The organism is Pseudomonas sp. VI4.1 (genome assembly GCF_002029345.1).
Classification (GTDB): Bacteria; Pseudomonadota; Gammaproteobacteria; order Pseudomonadales; family Pseudomonadaceae; genus Aquipseudomonas.
Genome location: NZ_MULM01000182.1, coordinates 82,595 through 108,828 on the forward strand (window position 1 = coordinate 82,595; position 26,234 = coordinate 108,828).

The following is a 26,234-nucleotide window of genomic DNA, read 5'->3' on the forward strand; positions in this document are numbered from 1 at the left end:
AGATTCGCGGCCAATCATTTTGAAATTTTGAGTAACATAGCCGCCTAACTATCTGAACATCTCCGCTGGAGGTGGACTATATGTATAGGTATCAACTGTCCCGTCTACCTGAAAGGAGCACTCTTATGTCCTGGTCCAAACCTGCTTACACCGACCTGCGTATCGGCTTTGAAGTCACCATGTACTTCGCAAGCCGCTAAGTTCTGCCATTTTTGGTGGAGCATGATGTTCAACGCCTCGGCTCGCCGGGGCGTTTTTATTTTCAGCGTTTAAATGATGGAGCAGCCATGTTTGTCCAGATTCTAGGTTCCGCCGCTGGCGGCGGCTTCCCCCAGTGGAACTGTAACTGCGCGAACTGCGCGGGTTTTCGTAGCGGCAGCCTGCGAGCCAAGGCGCGAACCCAGTCATCCATCGCGATTTCCGACGACGGCGTGAACTGGGTGCTGTGCAATGCCTCGCCGGACATCCGCGCCCAGCTCCAGAGCTTCGCGCCCATGCAACCGGGCCGCGCCCTGCGCGATACCGGGATCAGCGCAGTCATCCTGATGGACAGCCAGATCGACCACACCACCGGCCTGCTCAGCCTGCGCGAAGGTTGCCCGCATCAGGTCTGGTGCACCGACATGGTCCACGAAGACCTGACTACCGGCTTTCCGTTGTTCACCATGCTGACCCACTGGAATGGCGGGCTGAGCTGGAACCGCATCGAACTCGACCGCAGCTTCACCATCCCGGCCTGCCCGAGCCTGCGCTTTACCCCGCTGCCCCTGCGCAGCGCCGCGCCACCGTACTCTCCACACCGCTTCGACCCGCACCCGGGCGACAACATCGGCCTGATCGTCGAAGACCTGAGCACCGGCGGCAAGCTGTTCTACGCCCCGGGCCTGGGCAAGGTCGATGCGCCGCTGCTGGAAATCATGGCCGGCAGCGATTGCCTGCTGGTGGACGGCACGATGTGGGACGACGACGAAATGCAGCGTCGGGGCGTCGGCACTCGCACTGGCCGGGAAATGGGCCACCTGGCACAGAACGGCCCCGGCGGCATGCTGGAAGTGCTGGAGCAACTGCCCAAGCCGCGCAAAGTGCTGATTCACATCAACAACACCAACCCGATTCTCGATGAGGACTCGCCGGAGCGTGCGGAGCTGGGTCGGCGCAAGGTTGAAGTGGCGTATGACGGCATGAGTATTGTGCTGTGACTGACATCGCAATGTCCCCCGCCGAATTCGAAGCAGCCCTGCGGGCAAAGGGCGCCTACTACCACATCTACCACCCCTATCATGTGGCGATGTATGAAGGCCGGGCGACCCGCGAGCAGATCCAGGGCTGGGTCGCCAACCGCTTTTACTATCAGGTGAACATCCCACTGAAGGACGCCGCCATCCTCGCCAACTGCCCGGACCGCGAGATCCGCCGCGAGTGGATACAGCGCCTGCTCGACCATGACGGTGCCCCCGGCGAAGACGGCGGCATCGAAGCCTGGCTGCGTCTGGGCCAGGCCGTCGGCCTCGACCCGGATCAGCTGCGCTCCCAGGAACTGGTGCTGCCCGGCGTGCGTTTCGCCGTGGACGCCTACGTCAACTTCGCCCGCCGCGCCAGTTGGCAGGAAGCCGCAAGCAGCTCGCTGACCGAACTGTTCGCGCCGCAGATCCACCAATCGCGCCTCGACAGCTGGCCGCAGCATTACCCGTGGATCGACCCGGCTGGCTACGAGTATTTCCGCACCCGCCTGGGTCAGGCGCGCCGGGATGTCGAACATGGTCTGGCGATCACGCTCGAGCACTACAAGACCCGGGAAGGCCAGGAGCGCATGCTGGAAATTCTCCAGTTCAAACTGGACATTCTTTGGAGCATGCTCGATGCCATGAGCATGGCCTACGAACTGAACCGCCCGCCGTATCACAGCGTGACCGGGCAACGGGTCTGGCATAAAGGAATCACCCTATGAGTTTCGACCGCAGCAAGACCCCGACCTGGCGTCCCGGCTATCGCTTCCAGTACGAACCGGCTCAGAAAGGCCATGTGTTGCTCTATCCGGAAGGCATGATCAAACTCAATGAAAGCGCTGCCTTGATCGGCGGCCTGATCGACGGCGAGCGGGATGTCGCGGCGATCATCACCGAACTGGACGCGCAATTCCCCGGCGTGCCCGAGCTCGGTGAAGACATCGAGCAATTCATGGAGGTCGCCCGTGCTCAGCACTGGATCGAACTTGCCTGATTCCGTTTCAGCCAAGTTACCGCCCAAACCCGAGATCGGCCTGCCGCTGTGGCTGCTGGCCGAGCTGACGTATCGCTGCCCGCTGCAATGCCCCTACTGCTCCAACCCGCTGGATTTTGCCGAGCAAGGCAAGGAACTGAGCACCGAGCAGTGGATCAAGGTGTTCCGCGAAGCGCGGGAAATGGGCGCGGCGCAGTTGGGTTTTTCCGGGGGTGAACCGCTGGTGCGCCAGGACCTCGCCGAGCTGATCTTTGAAGCGCGCAAGCTGGGCTTCTACACCAACCTGATCACCTCGGGCATCGGCCTCACCGAGCAGAAAATCAGCGACTTCAAAAAAGCCGGCCTGGACCACATCCAGATCAGCTTCCAGGCCAGCGACGAGCAAGTGAACAACCTGCTGGCCGGCTCGAAAAAAGCCTTCGCGCAGAAACTGGAAATGGCCCGCGCGGTGAAAGCCCACGGCTATCCGATGGTGTTGAATTTCGTGACCCACCGGCACAACATCGACAAGATCGACCGCATCATCGAGCTGTGCATCGCCCTTGAAGCCGACTTCGTCGAACTCGCCACCTGCCAGTTTTACGGTTGGGCGCAGCTCAATCGGGTCGGCCTGTTGCCGACCAAGGAACAACTGGTCCGCGCCGAACGTGTCACCAATGAATATCGCGCCAAGCTGGAAGCCGAAGGGCATCCGTGCAAACTGATTTTCGTCACCCCGGACTATTATGAAGAACGCCCGAAAGCCTGCATGAACGGCTGGGGCAGCATTTTTCTGACCGTCACGCCGGACGGAACCGCCCTGCCTTGTCACGGCGCCCGACAGCTGCCGGTGCAATTTCCCAACGTGCGCGACCACAGCATGCAGCATATCTGGTACGACTCGTTCGGCTTCAACCGTTTTCGCGGTTACGACTGGATGCCCGAGCCGTGCCGCTCTTGCGACGAGAAAGAAAAAGACTTCGGCGGCTGCCGTTGCCAGGCGTTCATGCTCACGGGTGACGCGAGCAACGCCGACCCGGTGTGCAGCAAGTCGCACCATCACGGCGTGATCCTCAAGGCCCGCGAAGAAGCCGAGCACGCAACCCAGACCATCGAACAACTGGCCTTTCGCAATGAACGAAATTCACGCCTCATCGCCAAAAGCTGAACCCTTCAGCGCCGCCAGAGCCGTCGCCGCCGGTGTCGACTTTGCCGAATTGCAGCTCGGCCGGCATGGACTGTTCTGGAACGAGTACCGCCCCGAAGATGCCGCCTGCCGCCTCTGGCAGTGGCGCGACGGCCAGGCCCATTGCCTGACGCCGCCGGGTTTCAGTGTGCGCAGTCGAGTGTACGAATACGGCGGTGGGGCGTTTTGCCTGACCGATGACGGAGTCGTTTTCGTCAACGAGGCCGACCAGCAGCTTTATCGACAGTCGCTCACCGGCGAGCCTGAGGCGCTGACGTCAAACGAGTGTCGCTACGGCGATCTGCAGTTCGCCGACGGGCGGGTGCTGGCGGTTGAAGAGTACCGTGACCGGCATCGTCTGGTGGCCATAAACCTGCTGGACGGGGCGCGACACTTACTGGCCGAAGGTGCGGATTTTTACGCCGCACCGACCCTGAGTCCGGATGCTCGCCGCCTGGCCTGGATCGAATGGCGCCGCCCGGACCAGCCATGGACCGCGACCCGCCTGATGGTTGCCGAACGCCAGGGCGATGGCGGTTATGTCCAGCCGCGCTGCGTGGCCGGCGATGGCGTTCAGGAGTCGTTGCAACAGCCTCGGTTCGATGCCGGCGGCCGGCTGTTTTGCCTGACCGATCGCGGCGGCTATTGGCAGCCATGGATGGAATCGGGCGATGACCTGAGCCCTTTGCCCAGCGCCGCAGCCGACCATGGGCCGGCACCGTGGCAACTGGGCGGATGCACCTGGCTGCCACTGGGCGAAGGCCGCTATCTGGCAAGCTGGACCGAAGGCGGTTTTGGCCGGCTGGGACTTGGCGGTGACAAGGGAGAGGATTTCACCGGCGACTACAGCCGCTTCCGCCACCTCGCCCTGGACGAGCAGTTCATTTACTGCATCGCCGCGTCGCCGATCAGCCCGGCGGCGGTGATTGCCATCGATCGCAGCACCCGCCAGGTCAAGGTGCTGGCCGGCGGTGTCGCGCCATTGCCTGCCGAACAGATCAGCCTGCCGCAAACCCTGCGCTATCCGAGCGGCTCGGGCCAAGCCCATGGCTTCTTCTACCCGGCGATGAGCGGGAAGGCGAAACCGCCCCTCGTGGTGTTCATCCACGGCGGCCCGACCTCGGCCTGCTACCCGATGCTCGACCCGCGTATCCAGTACTGGGCGCAACGCGGCTTCGCCGTGGCCGACCTCAATTACCGCGGCAGCAGCGGCTACGGCCGGGCTTATCGCCAGGCGCTGCATTTGAGCTGGGGCGATGTCGATGTCGAAGATGCGTGCGCGGTCGTCACCTATCTCGCCGAGCGTGGGCTGATCGACGGTGACCAGGCGTTTATTCGTGGCGGCAGCGCCGGCGGCTACACCACCCTTTGCGCCTTGGCCTTCCACCAGGTCTTTCGCGCTGGCGCCAGCCTGTATGGCGTCAGCGATCCTGTCGCCCTTGGCCGTGCGACCCACAAGTTCGAAGGCGACTATCTGGATTGGTTGATCGGTGATCCGGTCGTGGATGCCGAACGTTACGCCGCGCGAACGCCGCTGCTGCACGCGGGCAACATCAGTGTCCCGGTGATTTTCTTTCAAGGTGAACTGGATGCCGTGGTGGTGCCGCAACAGACACGCGACATGGTCGAGGCGCTGCAGAAAAACGGCATCCCGGTTGAAGCGCATTATTACGCGGACGAACGCCATGGTTTCCGCAAGGCCGGCAATCAGGCCCATGCGCTGGAGCAGGAGTGGTTGTTTTATCGGCGGGTGATGGCGCTCGCGGTCTGAAGTCTGCGCTTGGCGCAGGAATTGTGGCGCCTCATTCGCGAGCAAGCCCGGTCCCACATTTGATCTCGGTCGCACACAAATACTGTGCTCACTGAAGATCTAATGTGGGACCGGGCTTGCTCGCGAAAGCGATCTATCTGACGCAGATGAACTCAGCGTTTGGCAATGATGTACACCGCATGCACGATCCCCGGAATATAACCGCACAACGTCAGCAGAATATTCAGCCAGAACGCGCCAGCAAAACCGACCTGCAGGAACACACCCAGTGGCGGCAACAGAATGGCGATGATGATTCGAATAAAGTCCATGGGGCAGCTCCTGGTTGAGGTTGGCTCGTGTGAGCCTACACCTTATCGACCCATACCGTTCGTCAGGGTTCAGTATCGTCGCAGTCCGGGCATCGAACCTTGACGGCAAAGGCTGCCGACAAAAAAACGCCCCGCGCCAAAAGAAACAAGCGCGAGGCGATGCGTTATACCGCGAGACGGTTCGGTATTTCGTGCAGGACCGAGTCTGATCAGACCGCAATCCCTTTGCGGCACTGCAGTTGCGCGGTGCGCACACGGGAGAAGGCACGCGCCAGGCGCAGAAGCATGTCGTCGATGTTGGCCTTGCTGACGGTCAGGGCCGGGGTAAAGCGCAGGCAATCGGGTTGCGGGGCGTTGAGCAGCAGCCCTTCGTACAGCGCAGCTTTGACGACGTTGTCCGCCGAATCGTCAGACAACGTCAGCCCCCAAAGCAGCCCCTGCCCACGTAATTCGCCGTGGCCGTAGCGATGGGCCAATCGAGCCAGGCCGTCGCGCAGGTGCTGGCCGGTATCGCCGACATGCTCGAGAAAAGCCTTGTCCTGCACACTGTCGAGTACGGCAAGACCGGCCGCCGTCATCAGCGCATTGCCATGGTGAGTGCCCATCAGCTCGCCGATATCGAAACAGCAGGCCTTGCCCCGCGCCAGCAACGCCGCCAATGGCACGCCCCCGCCCAGGCCTTTGCCGAGCACGACGATATCGGCCCGCACTCCGTAGGACTGTTCGGCGAGCAACGTGCCGCAGCGACCGACCCCGGTTTGCACTTCGTCAAGGATCAGCAGGATCCCCAGTTCACGGCACAGCCGCTCGACCCCCTTGAGGTAATGCGCGGTGGCCGGAATCACCCCGGCTTCGCTCTGGATCGGCTCCAGCATGATTGCCACGGTCCGGGCATCCACGGCCGCGTGCAGCGCCGCAAGGTCATTGAACGGAACGTGACTGAAGCCTGGCAGTTGCGGCTCGAATCGATTGATCAAGCTGGAACTGTCCGACGCCGATATCGTCGCGAGACTACGCCCGTGGCAACCGTTATTGGCCACGATGATTCGCGAGGCACCACCGCGATGCTGCTGTCCCCACTTGCGTGCCAGCTTGATCGCCGCTTCGCAGGCTTCACTGCCACTGTTGAGCAGGTACGCCTGGTCACTGCCGGTACTGGCGCACAAGCGCTGGGCGAGGTTGAGCATCCCGCGGTTATGCAGACCGAAACCGGGGTTGATCAGCGACCGGGCTTGCGCCGCGAGGGCATTGACCAGTGCCGAAGGACTATGCCCGAGGCTATTGGCGCCTACACCCTGTGAGAAATCCAGGTACGCGCGGTCTTCGCTGTCCCACAACCAGGAGCCCTGGCCGCGCGCAAACACCTGTTTCGGCCGCTCGACACTGGGCATCAGGCACTCACTGGTGAGGTTGTCGCCCTTGGACGGCGGGTGGTCGTCAACGGCCAAGTCATCAAGACTCGGTGGATTGCGCCGCAAGTTGAACAAATTCATCTGCTCAAACCTCGTGTGAGGTTTTTTGCCTTACCTATGTAAACACCATCGGTATAAACGGTATTCATCGCGCTCTTTGGCCCTGCAAGCCTTGTGAATGCGGTTAGACTAGGCTCAGACAAGACGTTGGACCATTTCGATTTCACAGCATTTTCGATAAGCATTACTTATGGATTTCAAGCAACTGCGTTATTTCGTCGCGGTCTATGAAGAGGGCCATGTGGGCCGGGCCGCCGAGCGACTGTCAATCTCCCAGCCGGCGCTGTCACAGCAGATTCGCCATCTCGAACAGAACCTGGATGTCAGCCTGTTCGAACGCAGCAGCAAACGTCTGCTGCCAACCCTGGCCGCCCACACGCTGTACAACCACGCGCTGCCGTTGCTTGATGGCCTGCAACGGGCGCGCGAAGCCTTGGGTAATTTCAAGGGGCAGGCGCTACGCACCCTGGCCATCGGTGTGTTGCAGACCGTCCATACCAGCCTGGTACCACAGATGCTCGAACGCGTGCGCAAGGCGCAGCCGCATCTGGTGGTGCAGATCTATGAACTGACGGGGCTGGAAATCGAGCGACGGCTGCTCAACGGTTCGCTGGATATCGGCATCAGCTACTTGCCGCCCCGTCAGCCCGGCCTGCACGGTGTGCTGCTCTACGAAGACGAACTGACCCTGGTCATCCCGGCGGACCACCCATTGCGCGAATTCAAGAAAGTGTCCATGAGTCAGGCCGCGGAGTTGCCGATGTTGCTGCTGGGTGAAGAGTTCCAGGTGCGACAGATCTGGCAAACGCAACTGGCCAGCCTGGGACGACGTCCGCAGGTGCAGGCCGAACTGAACAACATGGCGGGGATTCTCGACAGCCTGCCCCACACCCGGCTGGCGACTGTCCTTCCCGGACGCTCGCAGAGGGCGCTCGGGAACAACCAACTGCTATGGAAACCACTGACCGAGCCGCGGGTGCCATTGAAAGTCGGGTTGGTGTGTCGGGACGTGCAGCGTCAACAAGCCTCGCTGGCGTTGTTGCGGACCTTGCTGGAAGAGGTGATGAACGGACCGGATGACCGCCTGGACAACTCGCCCTCCCTGTAGGGGTCAGCTGAACACTGTTCAGCGGAGCACTTTTCAATCGCGCAAAGAAAACCCCGCCGAAGCGGGGCTTTGCAGACTTTTCCCTGACATCCTTTTCACTCCGCCGTCCTGGCAGAATCCTACGTGTCCGTGTTGTTGCTTTGCGCTTCCTGCGCGACGTCCATAAGCAGTAGATTAACTGTGGATCCAATTTTCGACTATGGGAAAACAGCATCACGCTTTGTAAGAGATTGCTTACATGGCGTTACCGGGTCAGAACTGGGCAGCATCGAGCAAAAACAGCGATTCGCTACCGGCCTGCACCGATGCGCTCAACGAATGAATACGCGGCAACAAGCGCGCGAAATAGAACCGCGCCGTGCCCAGTTTGCTGGCGTAGAAATCGTCCTGCGCTTCTTTGCCCAAGGCCGCCTTGGCCATCAGTGCCCACATGTAGGCATAGGCCACGTAACCGAAGGTTTGCAGGTACTCGACCGAGGCGGCGCCGATTTCGTTCGGGTTGTGTTTCGCCCGGTCGAGCAACCACGCGGTCAATTCGTCGAGGGTGGTCACCGCGTCGTTCAGCGGCTGGGTGAATTCGGCGAGGTCTGGGCTGGCGGTCGCGGTGAAATGGCGGATTTCGTCGGCGAACAGGCTGTAGAACGCCCCGCCCGTGCCGACGATCTTGCGGCCGACCAGGTCCAGCGCCTGAATGCCATTGGTGCCTTCGTAGATCTGGGTGATGCGCACGTCGCGCACCAGTTGCTCCTGGCCCCACTCGCGGATGTAACCGTGGCCGCCGAATACCTGCTGGCCGTGGATCGTGGTTTCCAGGCCGAGATCGGTGAGGAACGCCTTGGCCACCGGGGTCAGCAAGGCGACCAGGTCTTCGGCGCGTTTACGGGTGGTGGCGTCTTCGCTGAATTTGGCGGTGTCCAGTTGCATCGCCACATAGGTGGAGAAGGCCCGCCCGCCTTCGTTCGAGGCTTTCATGGTCAGCAGCATGCGACGCACGTCCGGGTGGACGATGATCGGGTCGGCGACCTTGCCCTGGTTTTGCGCGCCGGTCGGCGCACGGCTTTGCAGGCGATCGCGGGCGTATTCCACGGCGTTCTGGTAGGAGCGCTCGCCGCTGGCCAGGCCCTGGATGCCGACGCCCAGGCGCTCGTAATTCATCATGGTGAACATCGCCGCCAACCCTTTGTTCGGCTCACCGACCAGGTAACCCACGGCTTCGTCGAAGTTCATCACGCAGGTCGCGGAGGCCTGGATGCCCATCTTGTGTTCGATCGAGCCGCAGTTGACCGGGTTGCGTGCGCCCAGGCTGCCATCGGCGTTGACCATGAACTTCGGCACCAGGAACAGCGAAATGCCTTTCGGCCCCGCCGGTGCGTCCGGCAGCTTGGCCAGCACCAGGTGGATGACGTTCTCGGTCAGGTCGTGTTCACCGCCGGTGATGAAGATTTTGGTGCCGCTGACCTTGTAGGAACCGTCGGCCTGAGGCTCGGCCTTGGTACGGATGATCCCCAGGTCGGTCCCGGCGTGCGGCTCGGTCAGGCACATCGAACCGGCCCAGACCCCGGCGTACATGTTCGGCAGGTAGGCAGCTTTCAGCTCGTCACTGGCGTGGGCGTTGATCGACAGACAAGCGCCGGCGGTCAGCATCGGGTACAGGCCGAACGACAGGCTGGCGGAGTTGACCATTTCCTCGACCTGGGCCGAGACCGCCTTGGGCATGCCCATGCCACCGTAGGCGGGATCGCCACCGACACCGACCCAACCGCCTTGCGCGTAAGTCTGGTACGCCTGCAGGAAACCGGCCGGGGTGGTGACGACTCCGTCCGCCCAATGGCAGCCTTCTTCGTCAGCCGCACGGCTCAACGGCGCGATGCTTTTGCTGGTGACCTTGCCGGCTTCTTCGAGAATGGCTTCGACGGTTTCGGCATCCACGGTCTCGGCCAGCGCCGGCAGTTCGGCCCAGAGTCTGGCGACCTCGAAGACTTCATTGAGGACGAAGCGCATATCGCGCAGGGGCGCTTTGTAGTCAGCCATGGCAAACCTCGCAAGATCTAAACAGGTGAGTCGTAGGGATGTCTCTTTCGTTGAGGCCGAGTGTACCCCAACAACTTTTACGACACATAGGGTCAGTCAGTGACCGTTTTGTTATTTTTGGTCACTGAATATCCAGGGATGACACAGCCCGCTGTAGGAGCAAGCTTGCTCGCGATGGTCGTCAACGATAACGCGTGCTGACTGGATAACCGCGGCGCCCTTGAGTCCTTCGCGAGCAAGCTCGCTCCTACATAAACGCGGCGCACTCGGGTCCATCGCCGGAACGCTGCCCGGAGCGAGTTCGTGCCTACATTTAAAGCGCGAACAACTCCGCCGGCAGCTGCATCAGGCAATCGCTACCCGCCTCGATAGCAGCCCGATGCGCGGCGGTGCGTGGCAACAATCGCTTGAAGTAAAACTCGCTGGTCGCCAATTTGCCCTTGCAGTAATCGGCATCGCCACTGCCGTCGTCGAGCTGCGCCTGAGCCACCAGCGCCATACGCAGCCACAGATAACCCAGGATGATGTAACCGCTGTACATCAGATAATCCACCGATGCAGCACCGACCTCATCCGGATTTTTCATCGCGGCCATGCCGACTTTGGTGGTCAACTCGCCCCATTGCTGATTCAGTTCGTTGAGCTGCGCCACATAGCTGGCGAGCTGCGGATGCCCGGCGTTGGCGGCGCAGAATGTGTGGACGATCCTGGTGAATCCGCGCAACAGCTTGCCCTGGCTACCAAGCACCTTTCGTCCGAGCAAGTCCAGCGCCTGAATCCCGTTGGTGCCCTCGTAGATCGGCGCGATCCGGCAGTCGCGGACCAACTGCTCCATGCCCCATTCACGAATGAAACCGTGACCACCGAACACCTGCATGCCGTGGTTGGTCACCTCCAGGCCCGTGTCGGTCATGAAGGCTTTGCAGATCGGCGTCAGGAACGCCAATAAGTCTTCGGCCTCTTGCCGTGCGCCAGCGTCCGGGCTCAGATGCGCGGTATCCAGCCATTGCGCGGTGAAGTAGGTCAGCGCCCGATTGCCTTCGTTGAAGGCTTTCATGGTCAGCAACATCCGGCGCACATCCGGATGAACGATGATCGGGTCGGCGACTTTCTCCGGTGCTTTCGGGCCGGTCAGCGAGCGCATCTGCAGACGGTCATTGGCGTATTGGATGGCCCCCTGGAAACTCGCCTCGCCCAGGCACAGCCCCTGCATTCCGGTGCCAAGGCGTGCATGGTTCATCATGGTGAACATGCAGTTGAGGCCCTTGTTCGGCTCACCGATCAAAAAGCCCTGGGCCCCGTCGAAGTTGAGCACGCAGGTGGCCGAGGCCTTGATCCCCATTTTGTGTTCGATCGAACCGCAGGACACCCCGTTGCGCTCGCCCGCCTCGCCTTGGGCATCGGGCAGGAACTTGGGCACGATGAACAGCGAAATGCCCTTGGTCCCGGCCGGCGCATCCGGCAGCTTCGCCAGCACCAGGTGAATGATGTTATCGCTCATGTCGTGTTCGCCGGCGGAGATGAAAATCTTGCTGCCGGAGATCGCGTAACTGCCATCGGTCGCCGGTACGGCGCGGGTCTTGATGATGCCCAGGTCAGTGCCGCAATGGGCTTCGGTCAGGCACATGGTGCCGGTCCATTGGCCGGCGGTGAGTTTGCTCAGGTAGGTCTGCTTTTGCGCGTGCGTACCGTGCGCGTGGATCGCCGACATCGCACCGTGGGTCAGGCCGGGGTACATGCCCCAGGACGTATTGCTGGAACCGACCATCTCACTGATGACCAGGCCCAGGGAGCTGGGCAAACCCTGGCCGCCGTAGGTCGGATCCGCTGCCAGACCATGCCACCCGCCTTCAACGTATTGGGCGAAGGCCTGCTTGAACCCTGCAGGCGTCGTCACCACGCCGTTGTCGAAATGGCAGCCTTCTTCGTCACCGCTGCGGTTGAGCGGTGCGAGCACGTTCTCACAGAACTTCGCGCCTTCTTCAAGGATCGCATTGACCATGTCCGGGCTGGCATCGGTGGCGCCCAGCGCGGCGTAGTGGCGGTGAAAGTCGAACACGTGGTCGATCAGAAAGCGCATGTCGCGCAGGGGAGCTTTGTACTCAGGCATGGTTATTTCTCCGGCAGCAGATGGCTCAAACCTACTGCCGCCCGCCAGGCCCCACAATCACTGTCCAGACGCTGAATGCGCGATCATCACTCAACCCGCAGCGGCGTTTTTTGTGCTCTGGAATGTGAGCCAGATTTTTGCGACTCAAGCGGCGCATCTGATTCACCGCGTCGTCTGGTTCGCCAGCAAGCCGGCTCCTACACGGGGCACAAAAAAAGGCCGCTGCTTCCGAAGAAGCAGCGGCCTTGTGAAAAACCGCGTAAGGCTTAGTAGCCCAGTGCGAAGTCTTCTTCTTTCATGTCCATCAGGTTGCTGGCGCCCGACAGCATGGTTACCACGTGGGTGCGGGTACGCGGCAGGATGCGCTGGAAGTAGAAGCGCGCGGTCTGCAGCTTGGCGGTGTAGAACGCCTCTTCCGAGGTGCCGGCAGCCAGTTTTTCGGCAGCCAGGCGCGCCATGTCAGCCCAGAAGTAGGCCAGGCAGGCGTAACCGGAGTACATCAGGTAATCCACCGACGCCGCGCCGACTTCTTCGCGGTCTTTCATGGCCGCCATACCGACCTTCATGGTCAGTTCGCCCCATTCCTTGTTCAGCGCCGCCAATGGCTCGACGAACTCTTTGACCGCTTCGTTGCCTTCGTTGGTCTGGCAGAACTTGTGGACGATCCTGGTGAAGCCTTTCAGGGCTTCGCCTTGAGTCATCAGCACTTTACGGCCCAGCAGGTCGAGTGCCTGGATCCCGGTGGTGCCTTCGTACAGCATCGAAATGCGGCTGTCGCGAACGTTCTGCTCCATGCCCCACTCGGCGATGAAGCCGTGGCCGCCGTAGATCTGCACGCCGTGGTTGGCGGACTCGAAACCGACTTCAGTCATGAAGGCTTTGGCGATCGGCGTCATGAACGCCAACAGGGCGTCGGCTTTTTTCTTCTCTTCTTCATCCACGCCATATTTGACGATGTCGACTTGCTTGGCGGTGAAGTAAACCATCGCACGGTTGCCTTCAGCGAAGGCTTTCATGGTCAACAGCATGCGACGTACGTCGGGGTGCACGATGATCGGGTCAGCGGCTTTTTCCGGCGCTTTCGGGCCCGTCAGGGAGCGCATTTGCAGGCGATCGCGAGCGTATTTCAGGCCGCCCTGGAAGCCGATTTCGGCGTGGGCCAGACCTTGCAGTGCGGTGCCCAGGCGAGCGGTGTTCATAAAGGTGAACATGCAGTTCAGACCTTTGTTCGCCGGGCCGATCAGGTAACCGGTGGCCGCGTCGAAGTTCATCACGCAGGTGGCGTTGCCGTGGATGCCCATCTTGTGTTCCAGGGAACCACAGGTCACGGCGTTACGCGCGCCGATCGAACCGTCGGCGTTCGGCATGAACTTCGGCACGATGAACAGGGAAATGCCTTTGGTGCCGGCCGGTGCATCCGGCAGGCGTGCCAGCACGATGTGGACGATGTTGTCGGCCATGTCGTGTTCGCCGGCCGATATGAAGATCTTGGTGCCGGAGACTTTGTACGAACCGTCGGCCTGAGGGTCGGCCTTGGTGCGCAGCATGCCCAGGTCGGTGCCGCAGTGCGGTTCGGTCAGGCACATGGTGCCGGTCCATTCGCCGGACACCAGTTTGGTCAGGTAAGCCTCTTGCTGCTCAGGCGTGCCGTGCTCGGAGATGGTGTTCATCGCGCCATGGGACAGGCCTGGGTACATGCCCCACGACCAGTTGGCCTCGCCGACCATTTCGCTGACTGCCAGGCCCAGAGACTCCGGCAGGCCTTGCCCGCCGTGCTCGACGTCGTGGGCCAGGCTTGGCCAGCCGCCTTCGACGAATTGCTTGTAGGCTTCCTTGAACCCGTCGGGGTTTTAACGCCGGACTCGCTCCAGGTGCAGCCTTCGGTGTCACCCACGCGGTTCAGCGGAGCCAGTACCTGCTCACAAAACTTGGCGCCTTCTTCGAGAATGGCGTCAACCATGTCCGGAGTTGCGTCTGCACAAGCCGGAAGGCTCTGATAGTGCGCTTCGTAGCCGAGCAGTTCGTCACGAACGAAGCGAATATCACGCAAGGGGGCCTTGTAGTCAGGCATAGCGATAAACCTCTGCTGATGTAACCGGGAAATGAACGACCGCATTGATTTGTTGTGACGGTCAAACAGTTGTTTGAAACATACGTTTACCACCAAATCTTGTCAAGCGCCGATCTTTTGCCGTTCGTCATCACGCCGCGTGAATGGCGGGCGTGCAGCCACGCCACGGCAGCGATGGGACCCATGGGCCATGCATGAAAGATTAGTTGAGGGATAAGGACTTACGCAGAAAAACGCCGCGCAGGGTCGCGGCGTTGGCAGGTGAATTCAGCCAGGCGGGTTCAGCGAGGCGCAGCCCTCAATCCAGCAGATCCAACTGTAGATGCTCGGCCACCGCTTCGGCCGTCACCGATTTGAGTTTCGGCACGCGGCCAAGGCATGGCGCCGGGATTCGCTCGGCGAGTGTCGCCAGGTTCTCTTCCAGGCGCGCGGTTTTCGAATCGATGATATTGGCCACCCAACCCGCCAATTGCAGACCGTCCCGCGCAATCGCCTCTGCGGTCAGCAGCGCATGATTGATGCAACCCAAACGCACACCAACCACCAGGATCACCGGCAAGTCCAGCGCCATCGCCAGATCCGACAGGTTGTTCTGATCCGCCAGGGGCACGCGCCAGCCGCCGGCGCCTTCGATCAGGGTGAAGTCAGCCTGCAGGTCGAGAAGCTCGCGCATCGGCGTCAACAGTGATTGCACGGTCAATACCACGCCAGCCTCCCGCGCCGCCAGATGCGGAGCGATCGCCGGCTCGAATGCCACCGGGTTGACCTGGGCATAGGTCAAAGGCACCGAGCATTGCGCCATCAACGCCAGCGCGTCGGCATTGCGCAAGCCCTTGGGCGTGACGTCGCAGCCGGAAGCCACCGGCTTGCCCGCCGCCGTGCTCAAGCCTGCCAATCGCGCGGCATGCAGCAGGCCTGCGGCAATGGTGGTCTTGCCGATATCGGTGTCGGTGCCAGTGATGAAATAGGCTGCACTCATAAGGGTTTCTCCAAAACGGCGTACACCACTTGATAAGTCGCCGGCAGACCTTCGGCCTGGCGAAACTGCTCATAGGCCTCGACCAGGCCGAGGATTCGCGCCCTGCCGGTCAAACCGCCCGGCCGACCGGGGTTCAGGTTGTGCGCACCCAGCGCCTTGAGTTCATGAGTCAGGCTGCGCACATCCGGGTAATGCAACACATGGGGACGGGTTTCCAGCTGCGCGACGGTCAACCCGCTGCCCGCGCAAAGCTGTTGATAAACCCCGAACTCACGGAAGCGATTGACGTGCACCATGCCGTCCACCTGACGCCAACTGTCTCGCAGTTCGTACAATGTACCCACGCACAGACTAGCAAATGCGAACATTCCGCCAGGTTTCAGCACTCGATGCGCTTCACTGAGCACCGCGGCGAAGTCTGCGCACCACTGCACCGCCAGGCTGGAGAAGATCAAATCGCAGGTCGAAGCCTGCAATGGCAGGCGCTCGGCATCCCCGGCGATGAAATGCGTGGCCCCACCCAGTGGCCGTGCGTGATTGAGCATACCTTCGGCGATGTCCAGCGCCACGCCGTGGCAGGCCGGGAAACGCTCGTTCAACGCCCGACTGAAGTGTCCGGTGCCGCACCCCAGGTCCAGCCAGCGACCGGGTACGAAGTCTTCCGGCAAGCGGTTCAACAACTGGCTGCCAACATCGCGCTGCAATTCGGCAACGCTGTCATAACTCGCCGCTGCGCGGGAAAAGGAGGCCGCCACCTGGCGCTTGTCAGGCAAGCCGCCGGGCAGGTTGGGAAAGGATAGATCAGTCATCGCCGAACTCATGCAAAAAGGCCTGGATCGCCCCCGCCACACCGTGGGGGTCTTCCAGAAGAAACGCGTGGCCGGCCCGTTCAATCAGGCCGATTTCGACATCCGGCAGCAACCCCAGCAGGGCTTGTGCGGCCTCGGCGGGAACCAGCCCGTCGAGCCCGGCGAACAGGTGCAATTGCGGGCCGCGGAATGCCTGCAGCGCTTGACGGGTATCCAGTTGCGCGAGCAGTTCCAGACCGTTTATCGCCACCGATGCACTGGTATGCGGTGCGCCGCCGAGCAACAGTCTCGATAACCCGCGCGGTCTGCAGACCCCTGGGCGCAGAGCAGCGAAAAGCGTTTCAAGGTCGTGCGCGGTTCTGCCTTGCAGCCGGCCAGAAACGCGTCGAAGGTCTCGCCGGGCATCGCACTCGGCCATTGCTCATGGGCGACGAAGCAAGGATTGCTCGCCAGGGTCAGCAAGCCGCAGCAACGATCGCCGCGGCGGGCCGCCAACTCGGTGGCGAGCATACCGCCGAGGGACCAGCCACCCAGCCAGGCGTCCTGAGGCACGGTCGAATCCAGCTCATCCAGCCATTCTTCAAGATCGCTCGATTCCAGTTCCGGCAACGGCTCGATCTCGACCCGCAAGTGTTCATCCAGCCCCTGCAATGCCGCGGCCAATGGCTCCAGCGGTGAAATCCCCAGGCCCCAGCCGGGCAGCAGAATCAGACGATCACGCATGGTTTGGCTCCGGTCGCAGTTGTTGAAAACAATCGGCCAATCCATTCAACAATAGCTGCACCTGCGCCTCGCTGTGGGCAGCGCTCAAGGTCACGCGCAGTCGGGCGCTGCCGGCGGGCACGGTTGGCGGACGAATCGCTGTCACCATCAATCCGCGCTCGCGCAGCATCTGCGACAGTCGAACCGCACGCCCGGCATCGCCGATCATGATCGGCTGGATCGGCGTGAAGCTGTCCATCAGTTCCAGGCCAATCTGCTCGGCACCCTGGCGGAACTGGCGGATCAGCGTGTTCAGGTGCTCACGTCGCCAGTGTTCGCTGCGCAGCAGTTCCAGGCTTTTCAACGTCGCGCAGGCGAGGGCCGGTGGCTGGCTGGTGGTGTAGATGTAGGGGCGGGCGAACTGGATCAGCGTCTCGATCAGCTCTTCGCTGCCAGCGACAAAAGCACCGGCCGTACCGAACGCCTTGCCGAGGGTGCCGACCAGTACCGGCACGTCGTCCTGGCTCAGGCCGAAATGCTCGACGATCCCGCCGCCATTGGCGCCTAGCGGACCAAAGCCGTGGGCGTCATCGACCATCAGCCACGCGCCTTTGGCCTTGGCCTCCCGGGCCAGCGCCGGCAGGTCGGCGATGTCGCCGTCCATGCTGAACACGCCGTCGGTGACCACCAGCGTGTTACCGGTGGCCTTCTCCAGACGGTTGGCCAGACTCGCCGCGTCGTTATGCAGATAGCGATTGAAGCGCGCACCGGACAGCAGGCCCGCGTCCAGCAACGATGCGTGATTGAGGCGGTCTTCGAGCACCGTATCGCCCTGCCCCACCAGTGCGGTGACCGCGCCAAGGTTGGCCATGTAACCGGTGGTAAACAACAGCGCACGCGGGCGACCGGTCAGGTCGGCCAGCGCTTCTTCCAGCGCGTGATGCGGGCTGCTGTGGCCAATGACCAGGTGCGAAGCCCCGCCGCCGACGCCCCAACGGCTCGCACCGGCGCGCCAGGCTTCGATCACTTGCGGGTGATTGGCCAGGCCCAGGTAATCGTTGTTACAGAACGCCAGCAACGGCTGCCCATCGACCACCACTTCCGGGCCTTGAGGGCTTTCGAGCAGCGGGCGCTGGCGATAAAGGTTTTCGGCACGACGGGCAGCAAGGCGTGCGGCGAGATCGAAAGACATGCAGGCCTCTGAGGTCAAATCACATAACTCAGGTGAACACAATCCATGTGGGAGCGGGCTTGCTCGCGAAAGCGGCGGCACCGTCGACATCAATGTTGAATGTCATACCGCTTTCGCGAGCAAGCCCGCTCCCACATAGTTTTATATTCCAATCAAATCAACGGTGGCGATCAAACAGCCGCGTTATAAAACTGCTCGCTGCTCTTCTGCTCAACCAAAGCCTGCTCGATCGCCGCCTGATGCACTTCGTCGGCGTGTTCTTCGCGCGCTTCCGGCAGGATGCCCAGGCGCGAGAACAGTTGCATGTCCTTGTCGGCCTGCGGGTTCGCGGTGGTCAGCAGTTTGTCACCGTAGAAAATCGAGTTGGCGCCGGCGAAGAACGCCAGGGCCTGCATCTGTTCGTTCATGGCTTCGCGGCCAGCGGACAGGCGCACGTGAGACAGCGGCATCAGGATGCGGGCGACGGCGAGCATGCGGATGAAATCGAACGGGTCGATATCGTCGGCGTTTTCCAGCGGCGTGCCAGCCACCTTCACCAGCATGTTGATCGGGACCGACTCCGGATGCTCCGGCAGGTTGGCCAGCTGGATCAGCAGGTTGGCGCGGTCATCCAGCGACTCACCCATGCCGAGGATGCCGCCGGAGCAGATCTTCATCCCCGACTCACGCACATAGGCCAGGGTTTGCAGGCGCTCGCTGTACGTACGGGTGGTGATGATGCTGCCGTAGAATTCCGGCGAGGTGTCGAGGTTGTGGTTGTAATAGTCGAGGCCAGCCTGGGCCAGCGCTTCGGTCTGGTCCTGATCCAGGCGACCGAGGGTCATGCAGGTTTCCAGGCCCATGGCTTTCACGCCTTTGACCATCTCCAGCACGTACGGCATGTCTTTGGCCGACGGATGTTTCCAGGCAGCGCCCATGCAGAAACGAGTCGAGCCGATGGCCTTGGCGCGAGCGGCCTCTTCGAGGACCTTCTGCACTTCCATCAGTTTTTCTTTTTCCAGGCCGGTGTTGTAGTGACCGGACTGCGGACAATATTTGCAATCTTCCGGGCAGGCGCCGGTTTTGATCGACAGCAGCGTCGACACCTGGACCCGGTTGGCGTCGAAATGCGCGCGGTGCACCGTCTGCGCCTGGAACAACAGGTCATTGAATGGCTGAACGAAGAGTGCTTTGACTTCAGCCAAAGACCAGTCATGACGCAGGGTTGCAGTGGTGCTGGCGCTCATGGGCGTTTCCTTTGTTTTATGCTTGGCAAGCGCCTGGGGATCGGAATATCCACAGGGCGACACGGATGTTTCAGCATATTTAAGGAAGAGCGATGCGCTGTCAACCACGATACGACGGATCGGTTTACATCTGGTTAAAAAACGTACAGCACTGCTTGCTGTGCGGCGAAACGTCCGATGACGCGACACCCATTTGCACCGCCTGTGAAACCGAGCTCCCCTGGCTCGGCGACCAATGTCAGACCTGCGCCCTGCCCTTGCCCGCCGCCGGCATAACGTGCGGCCAGTGCTTGAAGCAACCGCCGGCCTTCGAACGGGTCGCCGTTCCCTGGACCTACAGCTTTCCGGTCGACAGCCTGATCACCCGTTTCAAGCACAGCGCGAAATGGCCGTTCGGTCGCCTGCTCGCCGAACTGCTCGCCCGATTTCTACTGCATCGTTTCGATGAAGACCTGGATCGACCCGACACGCTGGTTCCGGTACCACTGGCGGCCAAACGCCTGCGCCAACGGGGTTTCAACCAGGCGGCGATGCTTGCCCGCTGGCTCGGCACCACCCTCGACATTCCTTGCGATGAAAGGCTGTTGCTGAGGGTCCAGGACACCAGCGCGCAACAGGCGCTGAAGGCCGCTGCCCGCAAAAATAACCTGCGCCATGCCTTCGCACTGGCCCCGGATGCACCGATCAAGGGTCGGCACCTGGCGCTGGTGGATGACGTGCTGACCACCGGCGCCACGGCCCAGGCACTGGCCCGTCTATTGATGGACGCCGGCGCTGCACGGGTCGATGTCTATTGCCTGGCCCGAACCCCCAAACCCGGCGACACGGTTTGACCTGAGGACACAAACCCTGTGGGAGCCCTGTGGCGAGGGAGCTTGCTCCCTCGCCACAGGGCTCCCACAAGGATCGGGTCTGACTTGACTCCCGCAGCCCAAGCCGCCAACGTCACTCCCCATCACCACCGCCCAAAGCGTCTAGCCATGTCCTTGCCTACGTTGTTGTCCCAGCACATTGTCCGTCGTCCGCAGCGCATTGCCTTGCTGCAACACATTGCCGAACAGGGTTCGATCACCCGTGCCGCAAAAAGCGCAGGCCTGAGTTACAAGGCGGCGTGGGATGCCATCGACGAGCTGAACAACCTCGCGCAGAAACCGCTGGTGGAGCGCAGTGTCGGCGGCAAGGGCGGCGGTGGCGCCAGACTGTCCAGCGAAGGCGAGCGCGTCTTGCGCCTTTATCAAAAGCTGCAAGCGCTGCAGGCTCAGGTGCTGGAAGCTGCCGAAGATGCCAGCGACCTCGACCTGCTCGGTCGATTGATGCTCCGGACCAGCGCGCGCAATCAATTGCACGGCAAGGTCGTGGCGATCGCGAGCCAGGGTCGCAACGACTTGATTCGACTGGAACTGGCCGAAGGCTTGGTCATCGATGCGCAGATCACCCACGACAGCACCCTGCGCCTGGAGCTGGAAAGCGGGATCGAAGTGGTGGCGCTGATCAAGGCCGGCTGGCTTGACCTGCTCGGCCCCGAGGACGATCCAACGCCGGGAAACAATTGCCTGACAGGCGTCATCGAAGAAATCCTCGATGCCGAAGACGGTCCCAGCGAAGTGCGCATCGGCTTGCCCAATGGCCAGACCCTGTGTGCGCTGGCCGAACCGCTGCACTTGCGGAGCCGGGGCCTGGCCAAGGGTAAGGCGGTACGGGTGCAGTTCGCGCCCTCCAACGTTTTGCTCGGTACACCGCTCTGAAACATTACCGTCACGATCGCTCTTTAAGGTGGCTGCAAAAACCCGCAGGGAGCCTGTTGTGAGCCTATTAGAAGAAAACCAGTCCACCGACCTCGAAACCATGGTCGGCCTCAGCCGTCGTGGCTTTATCAGCGCCGGCGCCCTGTGCGGTGCAGCGATGTTCCTCGGCGGCAACCTGCTGAGCCGTAGCGTGCTCGCTGCCAGTGTCAGTGCAGGCACCGGCAAACTGTTAGGTTTTGACAGCATCCCCGCCGCTACCAGCGACACCATCAGCTTGCCGCCTGGCTACAAATCCTCGGTATTGATCAGCTGGGGCCAGCCGTTGCAAAAGGACGGCCCGGCGTTCGACCCGAGCGGCAACGGCACCGCCGAGCAACAGGAAGTCCAGTTCGGCGACAACAACGACGGCATGAGCCTGTTCGAGTTTCCTGCAGAGAAAGACCGGGCGTTGATGGCGATCAACAACGAGTACACCCACTACCGCTACCTCTACCCCCACGGCGGCATGCCGCAATCGGCCGACGATGTGCGCAAGGCACTGGCCTGCCAAGGCGTGTCGGTGATCGAGGTTCAGCGCAAGGACGGCCAGTGGCACTTCGTCCAGGGTTCGCGCTACAACCGGCGCATCCACGGTAACGCGCCGATCAGCCTGAGCGGCCCGGCCGCCGGCCATGAACTGCTGAAAACCAGCGCCGACCCCCAGGGCAAGAACGTCCTCGGCACCTTCCAGAACTGCGCCAATGGCAAGACGCCCTGGGGCACTTACCTGACTTGCGAAGAGAATTTCACCGATTGCTTCGGCAGCAGCCATGCCGAGCAAAAATTCGATGCCGCGCAGAAACGCTACGGTGTGGTGGCGGCCAGTAAAGAGATCAACTGGCATCAGCACGACGAGCGTTTCGACCTGGCGAAGAACCCGAACGAGCTCAACCGTCATGGCTGGGTGGTGGAAATCGACCCGTTCGATCCGCAGTCGACCCCGGTCAAGCGCACGGCCCTGGGCCGCTTCAAGCATGAAAATGCCGCCCTGGCCGAAACCAAAGACGGTCACGCAGTGGTGTACATGGGCGACGACGAGCGCGGCGAATTCATTTACAAATTCGTCAGCCGCGACAAGATCAACCACCAGGACCTCAAGGCCAACCGCGACCTGCTGGACCATGGCACCCTGTACGTGGCGCGCTTCGACGCAGGCGACGGCAATGCCGATCACCCCAAGGGCCAGGGCGAATGGATCGAGCTGACCCACGGTAAAAACGGCATCGATGCCGGCAGCGGCTTTGCCGATCAGGCCGAAGTGCTGATTCACGCGCGCCTCGCCGCCAGCGTGGTGAAAGCCACGCGCATGGACCGCCCGGAATGGATCGTCGTCAGCCCCAGGGATGGCCAGGTCTACTGCACCCTCACCAACAACGCCAAGCGCGGCGAGGACGGCCAACCGGTGGGCGGGCCGAACCCGCGTGAGAAGAACGTCTACGGGCAGATTTTGCGCTGGCGTACCGACCGTGACGATCACGGTGCCAAGACCTTTTCCTGGGACTTGTTCGTGGTGGCCGGCAACCCGGCCCTGCATGCCGGCACGCTGAAGGGCGGCTCGCCCAACATCACGCCACAGAACATGTTCAACAGCCCGGATGGCCTGGGCTTCGACAACGCCGGGCGGTTGTGGATTCTGACGGATGGCGATTCAAGCAATGCGGGTGATTTTGCCGGCATGGGCAACAACCAGATGCTGTGTGCCGACCCGACGACCGGGGAAATTCGGCGTTTCATGGTTGGGCCGGTGGGCTGCGAGGTGACGGGGATCAGCTTTTCGCCGGATCAGAAGACCTTGTTTGTGGGGATCCAGCATCCGGGGGAGAACGGTGGTTCAACATTCCCGGAGCATCTGCCCAATGGCAAGCCGCGGTCTTCGGTGATGGCGATCTCCCGGGAAGATGGCGGGATCGTCGGCGCCTGATGGGCCTCTTCGCGAGCAAGCCCGCTCCCACACTGGATCTCCTGCGTGTCACAAATAGTGTGAACACCAATGATCCAGTGTGGGAGCGGGCTTGCTCGCGAAGGCGTCAGCCCGGACAACACTCATCTCAAGCCCAACCCCTAAAGACACCCCGTCTGCGCTACCATGCTTGGCCGGACGCGGCAGCCTGCTGCGCGCAGGAGTCAGCATGGCCCACCCGTTTGCAACCCTCACCCCAGACCTCGTGCTCGATGCCGTCGAAAGCATCGGCTTTCTCAGCGACGCGCGCATCCTGGCGCTCAACAGCTACGAAAACCGTGTCTATCAGGTCGGTATCGAAGACTCCGAGCCGCTGATCGCCAAGTTCTACCGTCCGCAACGCTGGACCAACGAGGCGATTCTCGAAGAGCACCAGTTCACCTTCGAACTCGCCGAATGCGACGTGCCCGTGGTCGCGCCGATGATTCACAACGGTGCCAGCCTGCACGAACACAACGGTTTTCGCTTCACCCTGTTCCCCCGCCGTGGCGGCCGCGCGCCGGAGCCAGGCAATCTCGACCAGCTGTATCGCCTCGGCCAACTGCTCGGTCGTTTGCATGCCGTGGGCGCGACCAAGCCGTTCGAACACCGTGAAGCCCTCGGCGTGAAAAACTTCGGTCACGACTCGCTGACGACCTTGCTCGAAGGCAATTTCGTCCCCAAAAGCCTGCTGCCGGCCTACGAGTCCGTGGCCCGCGACCTGCTCAAGCGGGTGGAAGAGGTCTACAAGGCGACACCGCACCAGAACATCCGCATGCACGGCGACTGCCACCCCGGCAACATGATGTGCCGCGACGAGATGTTCCATATCGTCGACCTCGATGACTGTCGAATGGGCCCGGCGGTGCAAGACATCTGGATGATGCTCGCCGGCGATCGCCAGGAATGCCTGGGCCAGTTGTCGGAATTGATGGACGGCTACAACGAGTTCCACGACTTCGACCCGCGGGAACTGGCGCTGATCGAACCGCTGCGCGCCCTGCGCCTGATGCACTACAGCGCCTGGCTCGCCCGCCGCTGGGACGACCCGGCGTTCCCCCACAGCTTTCCGTGGTTTGGCAGCGAGCGGTATTGGGGGGATCAGGTGTTGGCGTTGCGCGAGCAGCTTGCTGCGCTCAATGAAGAACCACTAAAGCTTTTCTGATTCACATGGATCTGTAGGAGCCGGCTTGCTGGCGAAGAACGACAACGCGGTCTTATCTGTCGCACCGCGTGATCGTTCTTCGCTGGCAAGCCAGCTCCTACGGGGATCAGCACACCCATGGATCAGCACATCAAGACAAATCTCCTTACAATCCCTCTTTGTTAGCTACCTAAGCAAGGACTCTGCATGCAAGCCGCCAACCCGCGTCGCGGGTACATTCTGGGCCTGAGTGCCTACATCATCTGGGGATTGTTCCCGCTTTACTTCAAAGCCATCGCCAACGTGCCCGCCGTGGAGATCATCATCCACCGCGTGCTCTGGTCCGCCCTGTTCGGCGCCTTGCTGCTGATGGTCTGGAAACATCCGGGCTGGTGGCGCGAGTTGCGTGACAACCCGAAACGCCTGGCGATCCTGGCCCTGAGCGGCACGCTGATCGCGGCCAACTGGCTGACCTACGTCTGGGCGGTGAACAACGACCGCATGCTCGAAGCCAGCCTCGGTTACTACATCAACCCATTGGTGAATGTCCTGTTGGGCATGCTGATCCTCGGCGAACGGCTGCGACGCATGCAGTGGCTGGCCGTGGGTCTGGCGGCAGCCGGCGTTGCACAGCAGGTGTGGCAAGTCGGCAGCCTGCCGTGGGTGTCGCTGGTGCTGGCGGTGACCTTTGGCTTCTACGGATTGATTCGCAAACAGGCCCCCGTCAAGGCGCTGCCGGGCCTGGTGGCGGAAACCTGGATGCTGGTGCCGATTGCCGTCGCCTGGTTACTGTTCAATCCAGCGGCGAGTAGCGCCCAGGCCGAATTCTGGACGACCTCCGAAGCCTGGTGGCTGGTGGCTGCCGGGCCGGTGACGTTGATACCCCTGGTATGTTTCAACGCCGCTGCACGGCATTTGCCCTACACGACGCTCGGATTTCTTCAGTACCTGGCGCCGACGCTGGTGCTGTTGCAGGCCGTCCTGTTGTTTGGTGAACAGCTGTCGTCGAGCACACTGCTGGCGTTCATCTTTATCTGGGCCGGCCTGGCGGTTTACAGCATCGATGCGTGGATAAGTCTGCGTCGCCGCAGCTGATCGAAAAACGTACAACCCTCCACAGGCCACGTCTTTCGTGGCCTGTATCGATCCTTCCCAAGGTTATCCACAGCGTGATCCCCGCCGTTTGTGCGCAACTTATTGAAACTGAACGTTTTTTGATCAGATGCTGAAGAAGCCCGGTCGACATGGCCTGGCGGGCTGTCTCTACAGGTTATCCACAGGCAGGTGCACGTTTAAACTGGATAACCTTCAAGGCTCACTGCGCAATACCAGCTCCACCATCAGGTCGTCGGCCAGGGTTTCCAGGCGCGACTGCAATACATCCAGCGACAATGTCAGCGGCACCGCAAGTATCGCTTCGGCGTGAAACAACGGCTCGCTGCTCATTGGCGCCGGGCGTACCTCAGTCACCAGCTGCTCGAGGTTCACCCCCTGTTCGCTCAGCAAACGAGTAATGTCGCGGACGATCCCCGGCCGATCATTGCCCACCAGCTCCATCGCAATCGGCTTCCAGGTACAGGATTGCTCGATGCCACTTTCGGCAATCAGCACCCGAATGCCATGGGCGGATAATGCCTGCAGGGCGTCCACCAGTTCGTCGTAGGCTTCGGCTGGCACGCCCACCCGAAGAATCCCGGCGAACTGCCCGGCCATGCGCGACATTCGACTTTCCAGCCAGTTTCCGCCGTGCTCGGCGATGCACTGGGCGATGCGCTCGACCTGCCCAGGCTTGTCCGGAGCGATTACGGTGAGTACGAGGTGGTCCATGGCGCAGCCCTCTTTATCATGACTTTTGTTATAGAAGAGCAAGTATAGGCAAGGGGCGATTCTGTGTTGAATCGTCTGACGCCTTCGCTGGCAAGCCAGCTCCTACAGTTATCGCGCAAGGCCCTGTAGGAGCTGGCTTGCCAGCGAATGAAGGCACCACCGATCTGATGCGAACAACAAATCGTGTACAAGTTTTGATATTTAACTGGAACAATCCATTAGTTTTTTGAGAACATCCCGTTCCCCGACCTGACCGCAATGCGTCATAGGGTCGCAGAACGACGTAATTAGTCTAATTTTCACAAGCGCAATTCATCATGTAGTATGCCGCAGCGCGCACTACATAACGTGGATCGATGTCTGCCACAGGCGC

General features: G+C 61.5%; 21 protein-coding genes and 2 pseudogenes. 12 read left to right on the forward strand and 11 right to left on the reverse strand.

Translation table 11 applies throughout. From position 1 onward, the window contains the following. The first annotated feature begins 125 nt into the window (after positions 1-125). From pqqA to BZ163_RS30415, 6 genes are all read left to right on the forward strand, one after another. On the forward strand, positions 126-200 hold the full coding sequence (pqqA, locus tag BZ163_RS30390) for a pyrroloquinoline quinone precursor peptide PqqA (RefSeq protein ID WP_009045898.1): 75 nt from the start codon (positions 126-128) through the stop codon (positions 198-200). 87 nt (positions 201-287) lie between these two features. Beyond that, positions 288-1,199 carry a pyrroloquinoline quinone biosynthesis protein PqqB gene (gene pqqB, locus BZ163_RS30395; protein ID WP_128874006.1) on the forward strand — a complete coding sequence of 304 codons (912 nt, stop codon included), beginning with the start codon at positions 288-290 and terminating at the stop codon, positions 1,197-1,199. A gap of 11 nt (positions 1,200-1,210) precedes the next feature. Continuing rightward, positions 1,211-1,948 carry a pyrroloquinoline-quinone synthase PqqC gene (pqqC, locus tag BZ163_RS30400; protein WP_128874098.1) on the forward strand — a complete coding sequence of 246 codons (738 nt, stop codon included), beginning with the start codon at positions 1,211-1,213 and terminating at the stop codon, positions 1,946-1,948. Further along, positions 1,945-2,220: a pyrroloquinoline quinone biosynthesis peptide chaperone PqqD gene (pqqD, locus tag BZ163_RS30405; RefSeq protein ID WP_128874007.1), complete on the forward strand. Its 276-nt coding sequence runs from the start codon at positions 1,945-1,947 to the stop codon at positions 2,218-2,220. The genes pqqC and pqqD overlap by 4 nt, the downstream gene beginning before the upstream one ends. Then, positions 2,213-3,367: a pyrroloquinoline quinone biosynthesis protein PqqE gene (gene pqqE, locus BZ163_RS30410; RefSeq protein WP_168187424.1), complete on the forward strand. Its 1,155-nt coding sequence runs from the start codon at positions 2,213-2,215 to the stop codon at positions 3,365-3,367. Before pqqD ends, pqqE begins: the two co-directional genes overlap by 8 nt. Next, positions 3,333-5,156: a S9 family peptidase gene (locus tag BZ163_RS30415; RefSeq protein ID WP_128874009.1), complete on the forward strand. Its 1,824-nt coding sequence runs from the start codon at positions 3,333-3,335 to the stop codon at positions 5,154-5,156. The genes pqqE and BZ163_RS30415 overlap by 35 nt, the downstream gene beginning before the upstream one ends. A 152-nt stretch (positions 5,157-5,308) precedes the next feature. On the opposite strand, the gene BZ163_RS30420 is transcribed toward BZ163_RS30415, so the two are convergent. Further along, complete coding sequence (locus tag BZ163_RS30420) at positions 5,309-5,467, reverse strand: YqaE/Pmp3 family membrane protein (protein ID WP_007904205.1); 159 nt, start codon at positions 5,465-5,467, stop codon at positions 5,309-5,311. Positions 5,468-5,676: 209 nt separating this feature from the next. Continuing rightward, positions 5,677-6,960 (reverse strand): aspartate aminotransferase family protein, encoded by a 1,284-nt coding sequence (locus tag BZ163_RS30425; RefSeq protein WP_128874010.1) that lies wholly within the window; start codon positions 6,958-6,960, stop codon positions 5,677-5,679. Between the two features lie 169 nt (positions 6,961-7,129). On the opposite strand from BZ163_RS30425, the gene BZ163_RS30430 reads away from it, so the two are divergent. Beyond that, positions 7,130-8,047 (forward strand): LysR family transcriptional regulator, encoded by a 918-nt coding sequence (locus BZ163_RS30430; protein ID WP_128874011.1) that lies wholly within the window; start codon positions 7,130-7,132, stop codon positions 8,045-8,047. A 252-nt stretch (positions 8,048-8,299) separates the two neighbouring features. On the opposite strand, the gene BZ163_RS30435 is transcribed toward BZ163_RS30430, so the two are convergent. The 8 genes and pseudogenes from BZ163_RS30435 to bioB all read right to left on the reverse strand — a co-directional run bounded on the left by BZ163_RS30435 (position 8,300) and on the right by bioB (position 19,167). Then, positions 8,300-10,078 (reverse strand): acyl-CoA dehydrogenase C-terminal domain-containing protein, encoded by a 1,779-nt coding sequence (locus BZ163_RS30435; RefSeq protein WP_128874012.1) that lies wholly within the window; start codon positions 10,076-10,078, stop codon positions 8,300-8,302. A 313-nt stretch (positions 10,079-10,391) separates the two neighbouring features. Then, the gene (locus BZ163_RS30440) at positions 10,392-12,188 is read right to left on the reverse strand and encodes an acyl-CoA dehydrogenase C-terminal domain-containing protein (protein ID WP_128874013.1); all 1,797 of its coding nucleotides are present in this window, start codon (positions 12,186-12,188) and stop codon (positions 10,392-10,394) included. A gap of 266 nt (positions 12,189-12,454) precedes the next feature. Then, positions 12,455-14,259: pseudogene (locus BZ163_RS30445) on the reverse strand (phenylacyl-CoA dehydrogenase). A gap of 298 nt (positions 14,260-14,557) precedes the next feature. Then, the gene (gene bioD / locus BZ163_RS30450; RefSeq protein WP_128874014.1) at positions 14,558-15,238 is read right to left on the reverse strand and encodes a dethiobiotin synthase; all 681 of its coding nucleotides are present in this window, start codon (positions 15,236-15,238) and stop codon (positions 14,558-14,560) included. Further along, positions 15,235-16,047, reverse strand: coding sequence for a malonyl-ACP O-methyltransferase BioC (gene bioC / locus BZ163_RS30455; protein ID WP_128874015.1), 813 nt, complete (start codon positions 16,045-16,047; stop codon positions 15,235-15,237). Before bioC ends, bioD begins: the two co-directional genes overlap by 4 nt. Then, positions 16,040-16,770: pseudogene (locus tag BZ163_RS30460) on the reverse strand (alpha/beta fold hydrolase). The gene bioC and the pseudogene BZ163_RS30460 overlap by 8 nt, the downstream one beginning before the upstream one ends. Next, positions 16,763-17,941: an 8-amino-7-oxononanoate synthase gene (gene bioF, locus BZ163_RS30465; RefSeq protein ID WP_128874016.1), complete on the reverse strand. Its 1,179-nt coding sequence runs from the start codon at positions 17,939-17,941 to the stop codon at positions 16,763-16,765. Before bioF ends, BZ163_RS30460 begins: the two are co-directional and overlap by 8 nt. Positions 17,942-18,111: 170 nt before the next feature. After that, complete coding sequence (bioB, locus tag BZ163_RS30475) at positions 18,112-19,167, reverse strand: biotin synthase BioB (protein ID WP_128874017.1); 1,056 nt, start codon at positions 19,165-19,167, stop codon at positions 18,112-18,114. A gap of 92 nt (positions 19,168-19,259) precedes the next feature. On the opposite strand from bioB, the gene BZ163_RS30480 reads away from it, so the two are divergent. From BZ163_RS30480 to rarD, 5 genes are all read left to right on the forward strand, one after another. After that, a complete protein-coding gene (locus tag BZ163_RS30480) occupies positions 19,260-20,000 on the forward strand; it encodes a ComF family protein (protein WP_128874018.1) in 741 nt (246 codons plus the stop codon). A 147-nt stretch (positions 20,001-20,147) separates the two neighbouring features. Continuing rightward, positions 20,148-20,912 carry a TOBE domain-containing protein gene (locus BZ163_RS30485; RefSeq protein ID WP_128874019.1) on the forward strand — a complete coding sequence of 255 codons (765 nt, stop codon included), beginning with the start codon at positions 20,148-20,150 and terminating at the stop codon, positions 20,910-20,912. 58 nt (positions 20,913-20,970) lie between these two features. Then, positions 20,971-22,872, forward strand: coding sequence for a PhoX family phosphatase (locus BZ163_RS30490; RefSeq protein WP_128874020.1), 1,902 nt, complete (start codon positions 20,971-20,973; stop codon positions 22,870-22,872). A 208-nt stretch (positions 22,873-23,080) separates the two neighbouring features. Then, complete coding sequence (locus tag BZ163_RS30495; protein WP_064680141.1) at positions 23,081-24,055, forward strand: serine/threonine protein kinase; 975 nt, start codon at positions 23,081-23,083, stop codon at positions 24,053-24,055. 186 nt (positions 24,056-24,241) lie between these two features. Beyond that, positions 24,242-25,129 carry an EamA family transporter RarD gene (gene rarD, locus BZ163_RS30500; RefSeq protein WP_128874021.1) on the forward strand — a complete coding sequence of 296 codons (888 nt, stop codon included), beginning with the start codon at positions 24,242-24,244 and terminating at the stop codon, positions 25,127-25,129. A gap of 213 nt (positions 25,130-25,342) precedes the next feature. Here the strand turns inward: rarD and BZ163_RS30505 are convergent, their stop codons facing one another. Next, entirely contained in the window at positions 25,343-25,861 is a 519-nt protein-coding gene (locus tag BZ163_RS30505; protein WP_128874022.1) for a glycine cleavage system protein R, read from the reverse strand. Between the last annotated feature and the right edge of the window lie 373 nt (positions 25,862-26,234).